General features: G+C 72.6%; 15 protein-coding genes and 1 pseudogene. 9 read left to right on the forward strand and 7 right to left on the reverse strand.

Going from position 1 to position 18114, the window contains the following annotated elements:
* Position 1 precedes the first annotated feature (1 nt).
* From DP939_RS28645 to DP939_RS28660, 4 genes are all read left to right on the forward strand, one after another.
* Positions 2-1594: a hypothetical protein gene (locus tag DP939_RS28645; protein WP_147268185.1), complete on the forward strand. Its 1593-nt coding sequence runs from the start codon at positions 2-4 to the stop codon at positions 1592-1594.
* A gap of 64 nt (positions 1595-1658) precedes the next feature.
* Positions 1659-2240: a hypothetical protein gene (locus DP939_RS28650; protein WP_113983925.1), complete on the forward strand. Its 582-nt coding sequence runs from the start codon at positions 1659-1661 to the stop codon at positions 2238-2240.
* Positions 2237-3553, forward strand: coding sequence for a lanthionine synthetase C family protein (locus tag DP939_RS28655; RefSeq protein WP_113983927.1), 1317 nt, complete (start codon positions 2237-2239; stop codon positions 3551-3553). Before DP939_RS28650 ends, DP939_RS28655 begins: the two co-directional genes overlap by 4 nt.
* Positions 3550-6501 (forward strand): lantibiotic dehydratase, encoded by a 2952-nt coding sequence (locus DP939_RS28660; RefSeq protein ID WP_113983930.1) that lies wholly within the window; start codon positions 3550-3552, stop codon positions 6499-6501. The genes DP939_RS28655 and DP939_RS28660 overlap by 4 nt, the downstream gene beginning before the upstream one ends.
* 22 nt (positions 6502-6523) lie before the next feature.
* On the opposite strand, the gene DP939_RS28665 is transcribed toward DP939_RS28660, so the two are convergent.
* The 6 genes from DP939_RS28665 to DP939_RS28690 all read right to left on the reverse strand — a co-directional run bounded on the left by DP939_RS28665 (position 6524) and on the right by DP939_RS28690 (position 13320).
* Complete coding sequence (locus DP939_RS28665; RefSeq protein ID WP_225878552.1) at positions 6524-8248, reverse strand: N-acetylmuramoyl-L-alanine amidase; 1725 nt, start codon at positions 8246-8248, stop codon at positions 6524-6526.
* A 199-nt stretch (positions 8249-8447) separates the two neighbouring features.
* Positions 8448-9818: a phenylacetate--CoA ligase family protein gene (locus tag DP939_RS28670; protein ID WP_113983933.1), complete on the reverse strand. Its 1371-nt coding sequence runs from the start codon at positions 9816-9818 to the stop codon at positions 8448-8450.
* Entirely contained in the window at positions 9815-10456 is a 642-nt protein-coding gene (locus tag DP939_RS28675; RefSeq protein WP_113983935.1) for a TetR/AcrR family transcriptional regulator, read from the reverse strand. Before DP939_RS28675 ends, DP939_RS28670 begins: the two co-directional genes overlap by 4 nt.
* 67 nt (positions 10457-10523) lie before the next feature.
* Positions 10524-11771, reverse strand: coding sequence for an aspartyl protease family protein (locus DP939_RS28680; RefSeq protein ID WP_158578734.1), 1248 nt, complete (start codon positions 11769-11771; stop codon positions 10524-10526).
* A 137-nt stretch (positions 11772-11908) separates the two neighbouring features.
* Positions 11909-12322: a LysR family transcriptional regulator gene (locus tag DP939_RS28685; protein ID WP_199565475.1), complete on the reverse strand. Its 414-nt coding sequence runs from the start codon at positions 12320-12322 to the stop codon at positions 11909-11911.
* A gap of 26 nt (positions 12323-12348) precedes the next feature.
* Complete coding sequence (locus DP939_RS28690) at positions 12349-13320, reverse strand: VOC family protein (RefSeq protein WP_113983939.1); 972 nt, start codon at positions 13318-13320, stop codon at positions 12349-12351.
* A gap of 80 nt (positions 13321-13400) precedes the next feature.
* Between DP939_RS28690 and DP939_RS28695 the strand changes: the two genes are divergently transcribed.
* From DP939_RS28695 to DP939_RS49375, 4 genes and pseudogenes are all read left to right on the forward strand, one after another.
* Positions 13401-13979: a TetR family transcriptional regulator gene (locus tag DP939_RS28695; RefSeq protein ID WP_113983941.1), complete on the forward strand. Its 579-nt coding sequence runs from the start codon at positions 13401-13403 to the stop codon at positions 13977-13979.
* Between the two features lie 175 nt (positions 13980-14154).
* Positions 14155-15063, forward strand: a complete 909-nt coding sequence (locus tag DP939_RS28700) for a zinc-binding dehydrogenase (RefSeq protein WP_113983943.1) — start codon at positions 14155-14157, stop codon at positions 15061-15063.
* Between the two features lie 34 nt (positions 15064-15097).
* Positions 15098-16015 carry an AraC family transcriptional regulator gene (locus DP939_RS28705; protein WP_113983945.1) on the forward strand — a complete coding sequence of 306 codons (918 nt, stop codon included), beginning with the start codon at positions 15098-15100 and terminating at the stop codon, positions 16013-16015.
* Between the two features lie 42 nt (positions 16016-16057).
* Positions 16058-16402: pseudogene (locus DP939_RS49375) on the forward strand (LysR family transcriptional regulator substrate-binding protein); the annotation flags it as partial.
* Positions 16403-16468: 66 nt separating this feature from the next.
* Here the strand turns inward: DP939_RS49375 and DP939_RS28715 are convergent.
* On the reverse strand, positions 16469-16933 hold the full coding sequence (locus DP939_RS28715) for a MarR family winged helix-turn-helix transcriptional regulator (protein ID WP_113983947.1): 465 nt from the start codon (positions 16931-16933) through the stop codon (positions 16469-16471).
* A gap of 102 nt (positions 16934-17035) precedes the next feature.
* Between DP939_RS28715 and DP939_RS28720 the strand changes: the two genes are divergently transcribed.
* On the forward strand, positions 17036-18112 hold the full coding sequence (locus tag DP939_RS28720; RefSeq protein ID WP_113983949.1) for an epoxide hydrolase family protein: 1077 nt from the start codon (positions 17036-17038) through the stop codon (positions 18110-18112).
* Positions 18113-18114: the final 2 nt, after the last annotated feature.

Raw genomic sequence — 18114 nt, forward strand, 5'->3', positions numbered from 1 at the left:
GGTGATCACCACTCAGGCGAGGCGGCAGATGGAGGAGATCCTCGCCGGCGACCGCCCTTTCGGCGACTGCGACTACATCCGTCAGCGCACCCATCTTCACTACCGCCACCGCCTGCTCCTCCTCAAGGAGCACTCCAAGGGCGCGCATCTGCTGCTCACCGCGCAGGATGACGCCTCCGGCGACCGGCACCACCAGGTGCTGGGCGACCCGGCGGTCCGGGTGGCGACGGACACCTGGCTGAGCGCCGTGCGCGGCGGCCGTGAGCTGCCCTGGCCCGAAGAGGAGCTGGACGCCGTTCTGGAGACCGCGGCTGCTCAGGGTCTTCGCGCCACCGTGCCGCCGCTGGCCGAGGGCGCCGCGGATCTGGTGCGGCTGCACGAGGCCGCGGGCACGTGGGTGTGGTCCGAGCCTCGGGCGGAGGTGGACCCGCTGGGCGAGTTCTTCCGCCGCGTCTTCTCCGCGAGTTTCCAGGGGCTCGTCCTGACGAGCCCCGGGGGCCGCGTGCGCGAGACGCTCCTGCGGGGTGCGGAACTGCTGCACGAGCTGTGCCCCACGCTCGCGCCCAGTGCACTGAGCCACGTACACCTGGTCGTCGTCGCCGGCAAAAAGTCGTCGCCCGGTTCTGTCTCGCCCGGTTCTGTCTCGTCCGGTTCTGCGTCGCCCGGGTTCGCGTCGCTCACCCATCCCCGCATCCCGGGGGTGATCTTCCTGTCGCCCGCCGTGCTGGGCGACGCGTGGCAGGCCGCCGAGTATCTGCTCCACGAGGCGATGCACGTCAAGTTCACCGACCTTGAGCACACCCACTCCCTGCTGGACGAGGACTACGACGCGGCGGCGTCGCCGCTGATCCGTCCGCACTGGAACAGGGCCAGGCCGGAGGCGAGTGAGGGCTGGCCGCTCGATCGTGCCCTCACCGTCAGCCACGTCTACACCACCTTGGCGCTGTTCCACTCCACCGTGGCCGCGAGGCACGCCGAACTGGCCGGCCGGTACGGGCCGATCACCGGCGCGGATCCCGCCCGGCAGGCAAGGCGGTCCTTCGACCGGGCCCAGTACCTCCTTCACCGACTCGGCCGGCACGCGGAACGGCTCGGAGCCGGTGGCCGGCTCTTCCTGCGCTGGCTGGGCGGGATCAACGAGGCGTTCGACCCGTCGCCCGCGCCGGAGGGCGCGTACGCGCACCTCGTGCTCGACCTGTACGAGCGTGAAGCGGACACGATCCGGAGGGCTCTGTCCCGGCCGGACGCCGGACGCGCCGACGAGGACGCCGCCGGCCTGCGGAGCGCCGCGAGGCAGGAGATCAGCGGTTGCCTCGCCGTTCTGGCCGCGACCGGCGAGCCGAGCGGTCAGGGGCACGAGCTTCAGGACCAGGACAGGGTGCTCACCGAGCTCGAATCCTCGGGGGCGTCGTTCCGCGACAGCGCCGAGGCGTTCCTGCGGACGAGGAACTTGGTGCTGCGGGCACTGGGCCCGGTGCCGCCCGCCGCGTTCCTGAGCCCCGTGCCCCACCGGCCGGAGGAGACCGTCGCCGAGATCGTACGGGCGATGGTCGAGGAGTCCGGCCGCCGCCTGGGCGCCCTGCTGGAGCGCTGATCAAGGGGTCGCGGGGCCCACGTCCCCGCGACCCGGTAACCGCGGACGTCAAGGAGCGCAGGCGATGCCCGACGAGGACGAGACGGGACCGGGGAGCGCCGGCAGATCACAGGACCCGATCGTGGACAGGGTGCGGCCCGATCCGGCGCAGGCGCCTGCGGCGGTTCTGCGTATGACCGGATTTCTCGGCGACAGCGACCGGCCGGACCACCAGCGGCTGTACTTCACGCGCGCGCTCGACTACTACGCGGAGTTCGGCAGCGGCGACGTCATCGACATGACCACGGTCGCCCGCGACGAGGAGCCGTTCCGGGGCGAGGAGGCCACCCAGGTGTCCCTGCGCCGCGACGCGATGGTGGAGTTCACCAGGACCCGGACGGGCCGCCCTCTCGACGAGTTCGACCTCGACGTGCGGTTCGGCCGGTCGAGGAGCGGTCAGTGCATCCCGGGCCTGACCGACACCCGCGAGCACGACTGTCAGGAGCCGACGGCGGCGGGCGGCGGGGACTGCGTGACGCCGGGCACCTGCGCGCCGTCCTGCGAGACGTGCGTGACCAACTGCGGATCCTGCTACGAGACCTGCGTCATCCCCACCAACTGCGGTAGCTGCGTGACGTGCGACCCCTGGTGCGGTGAGAACCGGTGAGCGCCGTCACGTCCGGGCGGGCGCAGGGGTGTGAAACCGCCTGGCAGAGCCTGCTCGGCCCCGACCGGCAGGCGGCGGCCCTCCGCGTCGCCCGCGACGTCGCGGCGCGGGTGACCGATCCGGGCCGGGTGGCGGCGGCCCTCGCCGCGTCCATCGAACAGACCCGGTTTCCGAAGTCCCTGGCCCGCAGGCCGTACGCGGTGGCGGACGGCGACGCGGGCCTCGCGGTGACCTGTGCCTATCTGAACGCGTGCCTGCCCGGCGAAGGCTGGGACGCGGTGGGTCACCGGTTCCTCACGGCGGCCGCGGCGGGCGTGGAAACGGCGCCGGCGGGCCTGTTCGGCGGGTTGAGCGGGCTGGCGTTCGCCACCGTGTCGCTGAGCCGGGACGGGACGCGCTACCGGCGGATGCTCGCCGCGCTGGACGACGCCCTGGCACCCCGCGCCGCGGCGATCGGCAGGCGGCTCGGCGAAACCCGCGAGCCGGGCCCCGTGAGCGCGTTCGACCTGATCTCCGGAGCCTGCGGGGTAGGCGCCTGCCTGCTGACGCACGACCCGCACGGGATCCTCCCGGAGATCCTCGCGGGGCTCGTGACGCTCGCCCGGGAGCAGGAGCCGCCCGCCTGGATGACGCCCGCCCATCTGATGGGCGAGGCGACGATGTCGCGGCTGCACCCGCACGGCGCTCTGGACTGCGGTCTCGCGCACGGCATCCCGGGGCCGCTGGCCCTGCTGTCGCTCGCCCTGCGCGCGGGCATCGAGGTGCCGGGCCAGGCGGACGCCGTCAGGCGGATCGCCGACTGGCTGATCGCCCACCGTGCCGGGGACGACTGGCCCGCGTTCGTACCGCTGACCGGCGAGGGTCGGCCCGGCCGGGCCGACTCGGCACGGAGCGCGTGGTGCTACGGGACCCCGGGGGTCGCCCGCGCCCTGTGGCTGGCGGCCCAGGCGCTCGACGACGGCCTCCTGGGCGAGGTGGCGCTGGAGGCGATGGACGCCGTCCTGCGCCGGCCGGCCGAACTGCGCGCGATTCCGTCGCCCACGTTCTGCCACGGGGTCAGCGGCCTGCTGCAGGTCGTGCTCCGCTTCACCCGCGACACCGGCCTGTTCCGCCAGGCGGCGGCCGGGCTCGTGGACGAGCTGCTGGCCGCCTACCAGCCGGAACGGCCGCTCGCGTACGCCTCGCTGGAGCCGCAGGGCAACTCCGTGGACCGCGCCGGGGTCCTGGACGGCGCGGCGGGCGTCGTCCTGGTACTGCTGGCCGCGGCGACAGACGTCGAACCGGCCTGGGATCGGCTCTTCCTCCTGTCATGACCCGCGCGAACCGGAGCCTGTACACGCCGATGGACTGGGCGCTGGTGCGCGCCCCGCTCCTGCCGGTGGACGCCGCCGCGCGGGCGGGCGAGCCGGCGGATCCGGGCTGCCTGCTACCCGGATCCCCGGCGGTGGTGGCGGCCATCCAGGTGGCGAGCGGCGATCTGGCCGCCGCTCTGGCGCGAACGCAGCCCGGCCATCCCAAGGCTCGGAGGGTCGGCCGCAAGCTGCTGCGCTACCTCATCCGCATGAGCACGCGGCCGACCCCGTTCGGCCTCTTCGCGGGCGTCGCCCTGGCCGACTGGGGACACCGCACCGACCTGGCCCTCGCCAAGCAGGAGCCGCGCGCCCGCACCCGTACCCGCCCGGACCTGGGCTGGCTCACGGACCTGGTCGCGCACCTCGAAGCCGATCCCGAGGTCCGCACCCGGCTGCGCCTGGTGGCCGACCCCTCCGTGCTGGTCCGCGCCGGACGGGCGTTCCCGGCGGGCGGCACGGCCTCCGTACGGGCCACTTCGGCGGTACGGCAGGCCCTCGCCCTGGCCCGCGCGCCCGTCTCGCGCGCGGAGCTCGCCGAAGCGCTGATCACGCTCCCGGGCGCCACGCCGGAGAAGGCGGACGGGCTGATCGAGGACCTGCTCCGGCAAGGGTTCCTGCACCACGACCTGCGTCCGCCGCTCACCCGCGACCCCCTCGGCCACGTGCGGGAACGGCTCGCCGGACACCCCGTCGCAGAAGACCTCGCCGGGCTGCGCGCGGCCCTGCGGGAGTGGGACGCCCGCCCGCTCGACGAACGGGCGCGTACGTGGCCGGGCCTGCTCGACCGGATCACCACGATCGCCTCTCCCACTGACCCGCGCAACCTCCTCCAGACGGACCTCGCGCTGCCGCTGTCGGGGACCGGCCTGAACAGGCGGATCGGGGCGCAGGCGGCGGTCGCGGCCGAGGTGCTGCTCCGGTTGAGCCCGCACCCCGCGGGACCGCCCCACCTCGACGCCTGCCGCCGGGCGTTCGAGAGGCGCTACGGCGCGGGCCGTGAGGTCCCGCTGCTGGAGCTGGTCGACCCGGACTTCGGGCTGGGCCGCCCCACTGACGGCGGCGACCGGATCCACGCGCCGACCGCCCGGCAGCGGCTGCTGACCGACCTGGCCGTGAACGCCTGCCGCGACCGGGTGACCGCCGTCGAACTCGACGACGACCTGCTGGCACGCCTCCAGACCTGGACCCCGGCGGCCGCGCCGCCCCCGCCGACCCTCGACCTCGCGGTCCTGGTGGCCGCCCCCAGCGCCGAGGCCGTGGACAAGGGCGACTTCCTGCTCGTCGTGGGTCCGAACCTGGGCGCGAACGGGGCCGGGCGCACCCTCGGACGCTTCGCCGATCTGCTCGGCCCCCCGGCGGCCACCGCGCTGGCGCGGGCGGCGGAGGCCGAATCCCGGCACGCGCCCGGCCGCCTCCTCGCCGAGGTGGTCTACACGCCGGAGCGCGCGCGTTCCGGCAACGTCGCCGTACGCCGGTGCGGGCACCGCCACGAGATCCGTTTCGGCCCCTCCACCGGCCTCGCGGAGGAGTGGGTCGTACCGGTCGGCGAGCTGGTCGTGGGCCTGCGCGACGGCCTGTTCACGGTCCGGTGGCCCGCACGCGACGTGGAGGTCGTCGCCACCCAGTGCCACATGCTCAACCCGTCGCACGCACCCCCGGCGGCCCGCTTCCTGCTGGACGCCGCCCGCGACGGCCGGTGCGTGTTCACGTCGTTCGACTGGGGACCGGCCGCCGCTCTTCCCTTCCTGCCCCGGATCCAGCGGGGCCGTGTCGTCCTGTCCCTGGCCCGCTGGCGAGTCGATCCCGCGGACCTGCGCGGGGCGGGCGGCCTGGCCGCCTGGCGGCAGGCGTACGGCGTGCCGCGCCACGTGTACCTGGCCGGTGGCGACAACCGGCTGCTGCTCGACCTGGACGATCCCGAGCAGGCCGGGCTGCTGCGCGATGAACCGCCGGGACGTCCCGTTCTGCTCCAGGAGGCCCTGCCCCACCCGGATCACGCGTGGCTGCCGGGCCCGGAGGGCTTCCACCTCAGCGAGGTGGTGGTGCCGCTCGCGCTCAGGGAGCGGCGGACCGTCCCGCCGCTGCGCAGGAGCCCCGGTGTCGTGCCCGCCGGGGCCCGCGTGCGGCCGCCCGGCAGCGACTGGCTCTACCTCAAGCTGTACGGCCCCCGCCGTTTCGAGGACGAGCTGATCGTCGATTCGCTGCGCCCCTTCGGGCAGTTCGTCACCGGGGCGGGGCTGGCCGACGGCTGGTTCTTCCTGCGTTACACCGATCCGGACCCGCACCTGCGCATCCGCTTCCACGGTGACCCCGCCACGCTGCTCGGCCCGCTCATGCGCCACGTCTGCGACTGGGCGGCCGATCTGATCTCCACGGGCGCGTGCGCGACCTTCGCCTTCGACACCTACGAGCGCGAGATCGAGCGGTACGGCGGCCTTGCCGGCATGCCGGCCGCCGAGGGCGTCTTCGTCGCCGACAGCCCGGCCGTGGCCGGTCTGCTCGCTCTGTCCAGAAGCCACGGATTCCCCTACGACCGGGCCACCGTGGCCGCGCTCAGCGTCGACGACCTGCTCGACGCCCTCGGGCTGGACGTCGAGCAGCGCACGCGCTTCTACCGTGACGGCGTCTCCCCCTCACCGGACGGCGGCCGGGACTATCGCAGGCGCTCGCGTGAGCTGCGCCGGCTCCTGCGCGATCCGGGTTCGCTCGGCACGACACCCCACGACCGGGCCCTGACGTCCCTGCTCGCCGTCCGCCGCCGGAACCTGCCGTCCACCTACCCCTCTCCCTCGGTGTGCCGCAGCCATGTGCACCTGCACTGCAACCGCCTGCTCGGCACCGGCCACGAGCCCGAACACCGTGTTCTGGAGCTTCTTCGCCGCACTCGCGAAGGTCTCGCCCACCAGTGACCGTGCCAGTGGCCGGGGGCGCTCACGCCTCGGTCACCACGACGTCCTCGCTCTTGACGAACATGACGCGGTGGCCGAACTGGATCTGGTGGTACTCCAGGGTGCCACGGATCACCTTGTGCTGCGTGGCGTCGAAGGTCGTCGCCTTGTAGAACTCGCCGGTCGTGGTCAGGCCCACCGTGTACGACTGCCCGGCCGCGAACGTGTACTGCAACGGGACCAGCGGCTGCACCTCCACATCCGGCGGATAGGCCGCCGCCTCCGGGTACGCGCGGCCATAGACCGGAACGGAGTTCAGGCCAGGCCGGGGCTTCGCCATCCGGGTGCGGCTGGGCACGGCCACGGGATCGGACTGCGGGTTGTGGAACCACGCCTTCTGGCCCAGGTACCAGATGGCGGTCCAGTCGCCGCGCCGCTCGGCGACGACGTAGCGCTGGCCGGTGACGGCGCGGGCGGCGTGGTCGGACACGTTGAACGTGGACTCGCCCGTCGGGTGCTTGCCGATGTCCTGGACGAGGGGCGCCCCCTCGCGCGGCTCGGTGTGCAGCCAGATCGAGGCCGACCCGTGCGCCGGGCAGTCGGCTTCGGGGTACTTCTTGTCGCAGCCGATGTAGTGCGGACGGTTGCGGTCGTAGTCGGGAAGGATCATGACCGTGGCCGTGCCGGAGTCGCCGTCGGGGCGCAGCGGAGCGCCCAGCAGGTAGAAGTAGTGGGCCCAGTCCCAGTACGGGCCCGGGTCCACGTGCATCTTCTCCACCTTCTCCGGCAGCAGGCCGGGCACGTTGTCATGGCCGAGGATGTGCGCGCGGTCCAGCGGGATGCCGAACCTGCCGGCCAGGTAACGCACGAGCTTGGCGGACGCACGGTACATCGCCTCGGTGTACCAGGCGCCGCCGGCGGCGAGAAAGCCCTCGTGCTCCAGGCCGATCGACTTGGGGTTGAGGTACCAGTTGCGTGCGTGCCAGGCCACGTCCTTGGTGCGCACGTGCTGGGCGAGGTGGCCGTCGTGTGAGCGCAGCGTGTAGTGCCAGCTCGCCGGTCTCGTCGGGTGCTGGACGAGGTCGATCGCCGCGTCGTAGAACTCCTCGGTGTCGTGGATGACGATGTAGTGGATCGTCTGGCTGTTGGGGCGGTCGGCGATGTCGTGGTTGACGTAGCCGCCCTCCGGCGTTTCGACGTAGACCGCCGGGATCCACTCGCAGGCCAGCGAGCCGGGGCACTCCACGGCATCCGCGCGGGCCAGATGGGGCAGATCCAGTCTGGCCAGCCAGGAGCGGGACGGCTGCACCTCCGGAGAGGGCGGCAGCGTCACCTCCGTACCGGTGTCGGTCATCCGGGTGGCGCCCTCGTGGATGACCTCGTACACCTCGTCGGCGAAGTTCGCGGCGGTCTCCTCGGCCGTGGCGCCCGAGTAGCGCGCCACCGCGCCGTACCAGTCGGCGGGGTCGGCGCTCGGCGGGGCGCCCAGGGCGCGCTGGTACTCGGCGAGCAGCGCCGCGCCGCCGTCGATGTTGGCGGCCGGGTCCTTGCGCAGGCGCTCGGCGCTCTCCCCCGTCAGCTCGGCGGCACGCTCCAGGGTGTGCAGCGAGGAGGAAAGGCCGTCGACCTGGTCGCGCCGCGAGCCGCTCACCGCGTCACCGTCGGTGAGGTGCATGGGTCCGAACCCGGCCGCCGTGCTGATCCTGCCGCCGTTGCAGTCCCAGCGCGACTCCATGTACGAGACGGCGAGCAGGATCTTCTCCGGCACGCCGTGTTTCCTCGCGGCCTGTTCGAACGCTTGCGGAATCGTGGGCATCATCACCACCTCCAGCTGCACCGTCGCACGGATGGGAGTCCGGCCGGGAGGGGATATGTCATAGTTTTCCGCTGTCTTGTCGCAGTACGAGGCCTTGCCGTGGCATCCGCCGAAGGTCCGGCACGTTCGCCTGCACCGGACCGTGGCGCGGTCAGGGGGCCAGGGGGATGATCCTGCGGAACTTGCCGCCGGCCGACCGCTCGGGCGGCTCCTCGGCGTGTTCCAGTGTGACGTGCTCGGCCCCGTGCTCGGCCAGCAGGCGCGAGATCTCCTCGTGTACAGTCCGCCACACATGATCGGGATCGGCGCCGTCCGCCTGCCTCAGCCGCACCCGCAGCGTCGCCGGCACGCTCTGCACCACCTGGAACTGCCCGACACCGGGGACGCGGTCCAGCAGCGTGCCGAACGCCATGGGCGAGATGCGGACGTGCCCGCCGCCATCGGCGGGGAATTCGAGCATCTCCGCCGCGCGGCCCTGCACCTGGACGGCGGGCAGCGGGCTGCCGCACGGGCAGGCGTCGGACCGCACCAGGACGTTGTCGCCCAGGTCGTAGCGGAGGATCGGCTGGACCCGGTTGGCGAGATTGCTCAGCAGGACGGTGTGCGAGGGCCGCCCCGGCGGGACGGGCCGGTGGTCGGCGTCGACCGGCTCCAGCACCACCCAGTCGGTGTTGACGTGCAGCCAGTCGTGCGCGCAGCCGTAGGCGAGGAAGCCGCACTCGGTGGCGGCGTAGGCGGAGCGGACCTGGGCGTGGAACGCGGCGGCGATCCGGGCGCGGTTCTCCGCGGTCAGCGCCTCGCCGCCGGCGATGACCATCCCCGGGTGGATGCGCAGGCGGCCGGCCTCCTGCTCGGCGGCCAGCAGCCCGAGCATGCCGGCGAAGCCGGTGAGCGAACTGGGGTTGTACCGGTTCAGCTCGGCGGCCAGTTGCGGCAGCGGCTTGTGAATGGAGAACTCCCGCAGCATCCAGCCGAGCCGCGGGTGGTCGCGCCGGAACCGCGCGGCCCCGGCGACGGTGGAGAAGTGGCCGGGCGGCGCGGAGACGATGGCGGTGCGGCCGGCGCCGCGCATGAGGCGCACGAGGTCGCCGACCCCCAGCCCGGCTCGCGCGCGCCGCCCGACCGCGTTGCCCACGGCCAGGCTCCGTTCGTCCTGCAGGAAGATTCCGCGCAGCCCGCTGGTGCCGGACGTGGTGGCCACGAGGTACCGCCCCTGGAAGCGCTCGCCCACGAGGGCGGGGTCGGCGACGAACTCCCGGGCCTTGGCCAGGGTCACGTCCGGGTCGGTGACCCAGTCGTCGAAGCGCGCCATGAGCGCCTTCTTGCCGGTGGCCGGGAGCCGCGCAGGGTCGTCGATGTCGTCGGGCAGCGCCCGGTACAGCTCGCGGTAGTAGGGCGAGTGGGCGCGGGCGTGGGCCACGGCCTCGGCCAGGCGGGCCCGCTGCCTCCGCGTGATCCCCTCGGGGCCCTCGCGCAGCGCCCGCCGCGCGTCGCGGGCGAGGCTCTGTTCGTTCTCCGTCATGACGGGTCGCTCCCCTCTGCGATGTCCGCGCGGACCGAGAGCAGGCCGCGCGCGGCGATATCGAGGCCGTGCCGCGCGGCCCGCCACAGCTCGTCCTGCGACCGGCCGAGCTCGACGCTCGCCAGGCTCGCCTGCTGGACGGCGCCGATCAGGGCGCCGGTCATCGCGGCGGCGGTGATCGGATCCAGCCGGTCCGGGAACGCCTTCAGCAGCTCGCCGGCCATCCTCCGCTGCAGGTCCAGCATCAGGTACAGCCCCTTGGCCTGCAGCGCCGGCGTCGTCATCATCAGGCGGACCCCCGCCGACAGCTCCTCGGGCTCCTTGCGGGGCACCTCGGGGCGGCGCCGGGCGGCGTACTCCTGCACCGCCCTGGTCAGCAGCTCGCCCGGGCCCTCCTGCGGCCGCGGCGCCGCCAGCTCGCCGAGCAGCCGGTCGAAGATGTGCTCGGTGTCGGCGAACACGACCTCGTCCTTGGCGCCGAAGTAGTTGAAGAACGTCTTGGGGTCGACGTCCGCCGCCACGGCGATCTGTGTCACCGTGGTCTGCTCGTACCCCTGCTCGGCGAACAGCCTCATCGCGGCGGCGATGATCCGTTGCCTGGTCAGCCGCTTCTTGCGGTCGCGGCGCGATTCCTCCATGCGCAAAATATACAGCACATGGAACTTTCTAGAGACTGGAAAATTTGCCAGGCGCCCGTCTCGGCGGTCAGGCGGCCTTGCCGCGGGCGATGTAGAGGCTCATGCCGGTGAAGTCGACGGTGATGTTGTAGGGCTTCCAGAAGCAGTGGGAGAACCAGCCCATCGTGTCGAAGCCCGTCCCATAGGGCCAGGGCACGTTGACCGCCTGGTTCGGGTTCGTGTAGCAGTAGACCTCCCTGGCCACGGCGTTGCCGAGGCGGATCTTCTCCGGATAGCAGGGATAGACGACGGCCGGATGGCTCTGGGCGAAGGTCCCGATCTGGCGGTCATGGTCGATGCGGATGCCCAGCTGCTCGGCCGTCTCCCCGCGCATGCCCGCGGTGATCTCGCTGCCTCCGCCGAGGTTCACGCCCACCAGCCCTGTGCGGGAGCCGGTGGCGCCGGCGAAGTCGCCCGTGCTGTGCAGGTACTGCTCACGCGCCAGCCACAGCGGCAGGGGCCGGGCGCCCGCCCGGACGGCGGCGGCGCGTGCCTTCCTGGCCGTTTCGGGGGTGCGGCGGCGCAGGATCAGTTGCTTGCCCGCATAGTCGAAGGTGGTGAGCAGGTGGTAGAAGACCCAGGTGCCGATCAGGCCGTCGCTGTCGCTGCCGATGTCTTCGCCCGACTCCGTGGCCGACCAGCCCACCGGGACGTTGCGCAGTTCGATGCCGCCCAGCTTCAAGGAGTCCAGTATCCCGTAGTACGCCCAGAAGGCGCCGCCCTCGGAGTCGATCTTCTGACTGGCGACGGGGGTCAGCCCGGCCTCCTTGGCCACCGACGCGCGGATGTTCAGGTTCGGGGCGCCGGTGTAGAAGGAGAACCGCTTCGCCGGTCCGCCGTTGACCGATGCCTCCACCAGCGGCATCGGGTCCGACTGCTTCCACGGCACGTGCGCGGTCTCGCCGTGAACCTGGTACGCCTCGCCGCGGACCGCCGCGAACCACTCGGCGTAGCCGTCCTCGCCCGCCGCCTTCCAGTGAGGCGCGGACTGGGCGAGCTTGTCCTGCCGGATGTAACAGTCGGCCAGGAGGTGGTTGGCCTCCTTGTCGCCGGGCGCCAGGGCGAGGGCCATCGACAGGTACTTCTCGGCGTCGGCGAACCGGTTGGCCAGCAGCGCCACGTAACCGCGCCGGCGGGCCGCGTGCACGTTCTCGGGGTCCCTTTTCAGGATCTCCTCGTACGCGCGGCCCGCCGCCTCGAACTCGCCGGCCTTGAACAGCGCATCCGCGTCACCGCCACCGGCCACCGCGGTGCCCCACTGCCTGTCATCCGCCACGCCTTCTCCTTTTGTGATCACGACTCTGTGTCCGGCGGCGGGCGCGATCCCGGCGCCGGCCGCCCCGTCCAACTGTCGGCCAGCCGTGTCCCCGCCCCGTCCGCGCCGTGTCATGGTCGTGTCACGGGCGTAGCCGCCTACGGACCGGGATACAGGGGGCGGTCGGGAGTGGGCAGCCACTGGCTTTCGGGGGTGAAGGGGCGGTAGCGGTCCTTCACGTGCGCGATGAGCCGCGGACGGCGGCGCGCGGCGAACATCGCGGTGGCCTGGTCGGCCATGCCGATCAGCGCCCGGGCGTGCGGGAGGAACGCCTGGCCGTCCGGGGACGGGCCGACCCCGGCGCGGGACCGAATCGGCAACGGGACGCCCAGGTCGGACTCCAGTTCGGCGAACCGCTTGGACACCGCCTGCTGGGACATGCCCATGCGGGCGGCCGCCTCGGTGAAGTGCCCGTCATCGACCACGGCGAGGAAGGCCCTGACGGCACCGAGGTCCAGCTCCATGAACGACTCCTGGTTGTCGGCCGGTCGGCCGCTGATGAGCCAAGCCAAGCAACTCCGGGACGGCCGGACGGCCGTCATCCGACGCGGACGTGGCCGTCCTGGCGGAAGATGATCGCCGCACCGAGCGCGGCGTCGGCGGGAACGAACGACTCCGCCGGGCCGGTCCGGGTGACCGGGACGTCGTTGCCGCGCAGGAGTGCCTCGGTGGCGGAGAGGTCGCGCACGGACACGGCGTACGCGACGAACGCGGGCAGCGCCGCCGGGCGCTCACCGGGCAGCAGGCCGGCCAGTGCCGACGCGGCCACCACGGTGACGTTGGCCCGGTCGAAACGGGTGACCCGGCCAGGTCGCGCGGGGCCGAAGTAGGCTTCGTAGCGGCGTGCCAGGTCGGGCAACGCCGTGTCGGCCACGCACAGCACGCACTCCACCAGCCCGGTCGAGCCGTTGGGGTGATCGGCCTGCTCGTGGGGTGCCTCGACCGGCGGGTTCTCGGCGAATCCGATCCTGCCCTCCGGCGCGCGTCCCGGGGACGATCCGGGCCCGGAGATCTCCAGGTAGCGGGCGGGCTCCATCCTGGTCCCCGTGCCGGTCTCGACGGGCCGCTGGATGTCGTGTACGCCGCCGTGGCCGACCCCATCGGCCGTCAGCCGCGCGGCCACGCGGTCGATGTCGGGCGTGTCGGCGATCATGATGTGCACGCCCTGGAAGCGCTCAAGAAACGACGTGATGCCGGCCGCGGTGGCGCGGATGGCGGCCCTCAGGCCGGGCGCCTTGTCGTCGGGCACCCGCAACGGGATCGGCCGGGCGCCGCCGGGGACGCGGCCGGTGTCGTCGATGACGGCCACCAGTTCGACGAAGCCGCGTGGAAAGTACACGTGGGCGTTGGCCACTCCGAACGGTTCCGCGGGGCCGCCCGGCGCGGTCGGCAGGACGGGATAGGCGGGGGCGGCGACGGTGAAGCCGAGCCGCCGGTACCGCTCGATGGCCTGGTCCATGTCGTGCACGATGTGGCCGACGTGGTGCAGTCCGTTGATCTCATGGCCCATGACGGGCACCTCCCAGTGAAGATAGTCGACTCTCTTTTGAGAGTAGACCATCATTTGGGTGCGTACAGTACGATTCCTGCGTGGCTGAGATCGGACTACGCGAGCGCAAGAAGGCCAGGACCAGGGAGACGATTTTGCGCGAGGCGTTCAGGCTCTTCCATGAGCGCGGCTACAACGCCACCACCGTCGAGCAGATAGCCGAAGCCGCCGAGATCTCCCCCGCCACCTTCTTCCGCTACTTCCCGGCGAAGGAGGACCTGGTCAGGCTCGACCGCTTCCCACCCCTGATCGAGGCGCTGGCCGCCCGGCCGCCCGGCGCCCCGGTCACCGTGCTGCGCGGCGCGTTCCGCGCGGCGTTCGCCGCCCTGTCCGCCGAAGAGATCGCCGCGGGGCACGCGCGGGAGGTGTTCGCGGCCACCGTGCCCGAGTTGCTGGTGGCCAACCTGCGCAGAAGCCCCGGTCTGATCGGCGAGGTCTGCGCCATCGTGGCGGACAAGGCCGGATGCGCGGCCGACGACCCGCGGGTCCGGAACGCGGTCGGTGCCGCCTTCGGCGTGGTGGCCATGGTGTGGGTGCGGTGGGCCCAGGATTCCGGCCTGGACGGCCCGGCCGAGATCGACGACGCACTGGCGCACCTGGAGTCGGGCTTGAGCCTGTAGCCGGGCCGGACCCGGCCGCGCTGATACAGATCGTCAACTAATCGGTTCTCCCGGGACTGGCCGCCGCACTGGTCATGCGTAAGGGTCTTCAAGGGGCGGAAGTGCGGCGTTCGAGCACTCCGTCCGCTGCCGTCCCGAGTGTTCAGGCGTATCCACGAGAGAAGGAAGCACACCCATGCGCGCCCTTGTGGTCGATCACGGCGAGGCCGGACCCGTCCGGTTCGCCGATGTCGATGAGCCCGTGCCCTCCAGCGACGAGGCGCTGGTCGAGATACGGCACATCGGTCTCAACTACGGAGAGCTGAAGTACGCGCGCCAGTGGCCGGCCGGAGCCGTGCACGGCCACGACGCGGCCGGCGTCGTGGTGCGCGCCGCGTCCGACGGCTCGGGGCCACCCGAAGGCACGCGCGTCGCGCTGGGGATGTCCGCCCACGCGTGGGCGGAGCGGGTAGCGGTCGGTCCCGCCTCGCTCGGCACCGTCCCCGAGGGCGTGGACCTGGCCGACGGCGCCGCGCTGGGGATCGCCGGAGCCACCGCGCTTCGGGTGCTGCGCAAGCGGTCCCTGCTGGCGCGCGACGTCCTGGTCACCGGCGCCAGCGGGGGCGTGGGGCACTTCGCCGTCCAACTGGCGGCGCTGGCGGGTGCGCGGGTGACCGCGCTCGTGGGTTCCCCGGACCGGGCCGCCGGACTCCGCGAACTCGGGGCCGACAAGGTCCTGACCGACCTGGCCGGGACCGAGGACCGCTTCGACCTCGTCCTGGACACCGTCGGCGGGCCGCTGACAGCCCAGGCGTGGAGCCGCCTCGCCGAGGGCGGCACCATCCACCTGGTCGGCTACTCCTCCGGGCAGGACACCACGTTCCCGTCAGGGACCCTGTTCGGCTTCGGCGAACCCCGCAGCATCACCACCTTCGGCGACATGACGCCGACCAGCGCCGAGCTGACCGACCTGCTGGGCCTCATGGCCGCCGGACGGCTCTCGGCATCGGTCGGCCTGCGCGGCGACTGGCGGGACGTGGGCGACGCCGTCCAGGCACTGTTCGCGCGGAAGGTGCACGGAAAGATCGTTCTTGACGTGGTCTGACCGCCCGCCGACGAGAGCCGACGAGAATGGAACGATGGACGTACTCGCCGATGCCTTGCGCGTGTCGGGCGCGCGAGGGGCGCTCGGGGTCGTGCTGAAAGCAGGAGGGACCTGGGGCCTGTGGCTGGAGTCCTATCCGGGCGCGGCGCTGCACGTGGTGTCCCGTGGCACGATGTGGCTCCACGTCCCGGGCGGGAGACCCCTGGAGGTGCGGGCGGGAGACGCCGTCCTGGTGTCGCCCGGCACCGCCCACGGGATCGCCGGCGGGTCCGGTGCGATGATGGCCCCCTGCGACCGGGAGGCGGCGGTCCAGGCCATCGCCGACGGCAGCGCCATGCACCTGGGCTCGACGCCGGCGCAGACCGAAGTGCTCGTCCTGCATTACCAGCAGGACCCGGAGGTGAGCACGCCGGTGCTCACCTCCCTCGCCCGGCCGATGCACGTCACGAGCCGGGAGAACGCACAGCTCAGAAAGACCGTCGAACTCCTCACGGCCGAGCTCACGCAGCCGCAGATCGGCACCACCGCCGCCGTCAACAGCATCGTCGACCTCCTGCTCATCCAGTTCGTGCGCGTCTGGCTGGCCCGCCACCCGGAGAAGCAGCCCGGCTCATGGCTGGGCGCGATGCGTGATCCGGTCGTTCGCGACGCCCTGGTGTGCGTCCACGCCCGGCCCGAACACCCCTGGACCACCGAGTCCCTGGCGGCCGCGACGGCGGTCTCCCGGACGACGCTGTCCCGGCACTTCCGGTCCGCCCTCGGGCAGACCCCGGGCGCGTACGTGACGCAGTGGCGCATGGACCTGGCGTCCGTCCGGCTCCGCGACACCGACGAGCCCGTCGAGTCGATCTCCGGCGCGGTCGGCTACGCCTCTCCGCACGCTTTCAGCCGCGCCTTCCGGCGTGCCCGGGGCATGCCCCCGGGCGAGTACCGTTCCCGGCTCCGCAAGTGATCACCGGACCGGCGTGGCCGGCCACCTGTTCGGGGCGGCGGAGTGCGGCGCAGTGGCCGCCCGCGATCTCGTCGGGGACGATGCCCGACTTCTCCTGACGAGCCGGTCCCGCTGGAACGGCTCGACGGTGCCCCGATGGTGGCCTGGCCGTCGATCTGCGACCAGTCCAAGCCGGAGGACGCGCTCGCCCGCGCCGGGGTGAACCCGAAGATCGTCTTCCGTACGGCGGGCGACGAGACCCTGCCGTCGATGGTGCGCGCCGGTATGAGATCGGCGCTGCTGCCGTGGCTCGCCGTCCACGCCGCCGACGACGAGTCCGACGACCGGCTCAGCGTCCACGAGCTGCGCCCGGCGATTCCACCACGCGAGATCTTCCTGCACTGGCGGGCCCGCCGGACCCCCCTTGGCGGCCCGAGCGATCCGTACCGGCCGGCCCGCTCGCCCTGGAGCGGGCTACCCCGCGTCGTGCCCGGGGCGGTGGTGGTCGGTCAGGACGGTGAGCAGGCGGGTGAGTTCGTCCTGCTGGCCGGGGGTGAGGGGGGCGAGGAGGTCGCGCTGGGCGTCGGTGATGAGCCGGTCCAGGAGCTCCAGGCGGCGGTGGCCCTCGGCGGTGAGGATGATGACGTTGCGGCGGCGGTCGGCGGGGTCGGGTTCGCGGCGGACGCACGCGGCGTCGGCGAGTTCGTTGAGGACGGCGACCATGTCGCTGCGGTAGATGCCGGTACGGCCGCTGAGTTCGGCCTGACTGGCGGCGCCGGCCTCGGCGAGCGCGGCCAGCACGGCGAAGTGCCATTTGCGGGCGCCTTCGGCGGCCAGGCGTTCGCTGACGAGCCGGTCGGCGACGATCGCGACCCCGGCGATCAGGCGGCTGGGGATGGCGCGCAGCCGGATCGGGGCGGGCTCAGGGGTCGGGCTCATGCGGGAATCCTCCACCTCTTGCGTTAGTGCCACTAACAGCCTACCTTCGTTAGTGTTACTAACGTTCGTGCCACTAACGACTTCTCTCCGGGGGCAAGGACCATGATCAAGCCGTTCCGCATCGACATCCCCCAGGCCGACCTCGACGACCTGACCGACCGCCTCTCCCGCACCCGCTGGCCCAACGAGGTCGCCGACGCCGGCTGGGACTACGGCTTCCCGCTGGCGCGGCTGAAGGAGCTGGCCGAGCACTGGCGCACCGGCTACGACTGGCGCGCGCACGAGGCCGAGCTCAACAGGCTGCCGCACTTCACCACCGAGATCGACGGCCAGAACATCCACTTCGTCCACGTCCGGTCGGTGAAGCCGGACGCGCTCGCGCTGATCCTCACCCATGGCTGGCCCGGTTCGTTCCTGGAGTTCCTCGACGTGGTCGAGCCGCTGTCGCGCGACTTCCACCTGGTGATCCCGTCCATCCCCGGCTTCGGCTTCTCCGGGCCGACCCACGAGCGCGGCTGGGACACCCTGCGGATCGCCCGGGCGTGGGCCGAGCTGATGCGCCGGCTGGGGTACGAGCGCTACGGCGCGCAGGGCGGCGACTTCGGCGCGGGCATCTCCATCGCGCTCGGCGCGGTCGCGCCCGAACGCGTCACGGGGGTGCACATCAACTACCTGCCGACCCGCCCGGACCCCGACGTCAAGCTGTCGGAGGCGGACGAGGCCCGGCTGGAGAAGGTCAGGAGGCTGATGGCGAACCGCCCGCCGTACCAGGCCCTGCAGGCCCTTACCCCGCAGACCATCGGCTACGCGCTGACCGACTCGCCGGTCGGGCAACTGGTCTGGATCGCCGAGCGATTCGCCCAGTGGACCGACCCCGCCACGCCGGTCGGCGACGATCGGATGCTCACCGACGTCTCGCTGTACTGGCTGACCGCCACCGCGGCCTCCTCGGCACGGCTGCACCACGACGTGCCGCGAGGGAGCAGGCAGCCGTGCCCGGTGCCGCTCGGCGTGGCGGTGTTCGCGCACGACATCACGCAGTCGGTGCGACCGCTGGCCGAGCGGCTGTACGACATCAGGCACTGGTCGGAGTTCGAGCGCGGCGGTCACTTCGCCGCGATGGAGGTGCCGGAACTCCTCGCCGAGGACGTCAGGACGTTCTTCCTCGGCCGTGCCTGACC

It is taken from the genome of Spongiactinospora rosea (assembly GCF_003315795.1).
Taxonomy (GTDB): Bacteria; Actinomycetota; Actinomycetes; order Streptosporangiales; family Streptosporangiaceae; genus Spongiactinospora; species Spongiactinospora rosea.

Excerpts from the sequence above, each read along its gene's own strand:
- DP939_RS28650 (WP_113983925.1), top strand. The coding sequence starts at position 1,659 with ATGCCCGACGAGGACGAGACGGGACCGGGGAGCGCCGGCAGATCACAG.
- DP939_RS28700 (WP_113983943.1), top strand. The coding sequence starts at position 14,155 with ATGCGCGCCCTTGTGGTCGATCACGGCGAGGCCGGACCCGTCCGGTTC.
- DP939_RS28690 (WP_113983939.1), bottom strand. The coding sequence starts at position 13,320 with ATGGGCCATGAGATCAACGGACTGCACCACGTCGGCCACATCGTGCAC.
- DP939_RS28675 (WP_113983935.1), bottom strand. The coding sequence starts at position 10,456 with ATGGAGGAATCGCGCCGCGACCGCAAGAAGCGGCTGACCAGGCAACGG.
- DP939_RS28670 (WP_113983933.1), bottom strand. The coding sequence starts at position 9,818 with ATGACGGAGAACGAACAGAGCCTCGCCCGCGACGCGCGGCGGGCGCTG.
- DP939_RS28715 (WP_113983947.1), bottom strand. The coding sequence starts at position 16,933 with ATGAGCCCGACCCCTGAGCCCGCCCCGATCCGGCTGCGCGCCATCCCC.
- DP939_RS28660 (WP_113983930.1), top strand. The coding sequence starts at position 3,550 with ATGACCCGCGCGAACCGGAGCCTGTACACGCCGATGGACTGGGCGCTG.
- DP939_RS28720 (WP_113983949.1), top strand. The coding sequence starts at position 17,036 with ATGATCAAGCCGTTCCGCATCGACATCCCCCAGGCCGACCTCGACGAC.
- DP939_RS28705 (WP_113983945.1), top strand. The coding sequence starts at position 15,098 with ATGGACGTACTCGCCGATGCCTTGCGCGTGTCGGGCGCGCGAGGGGCG.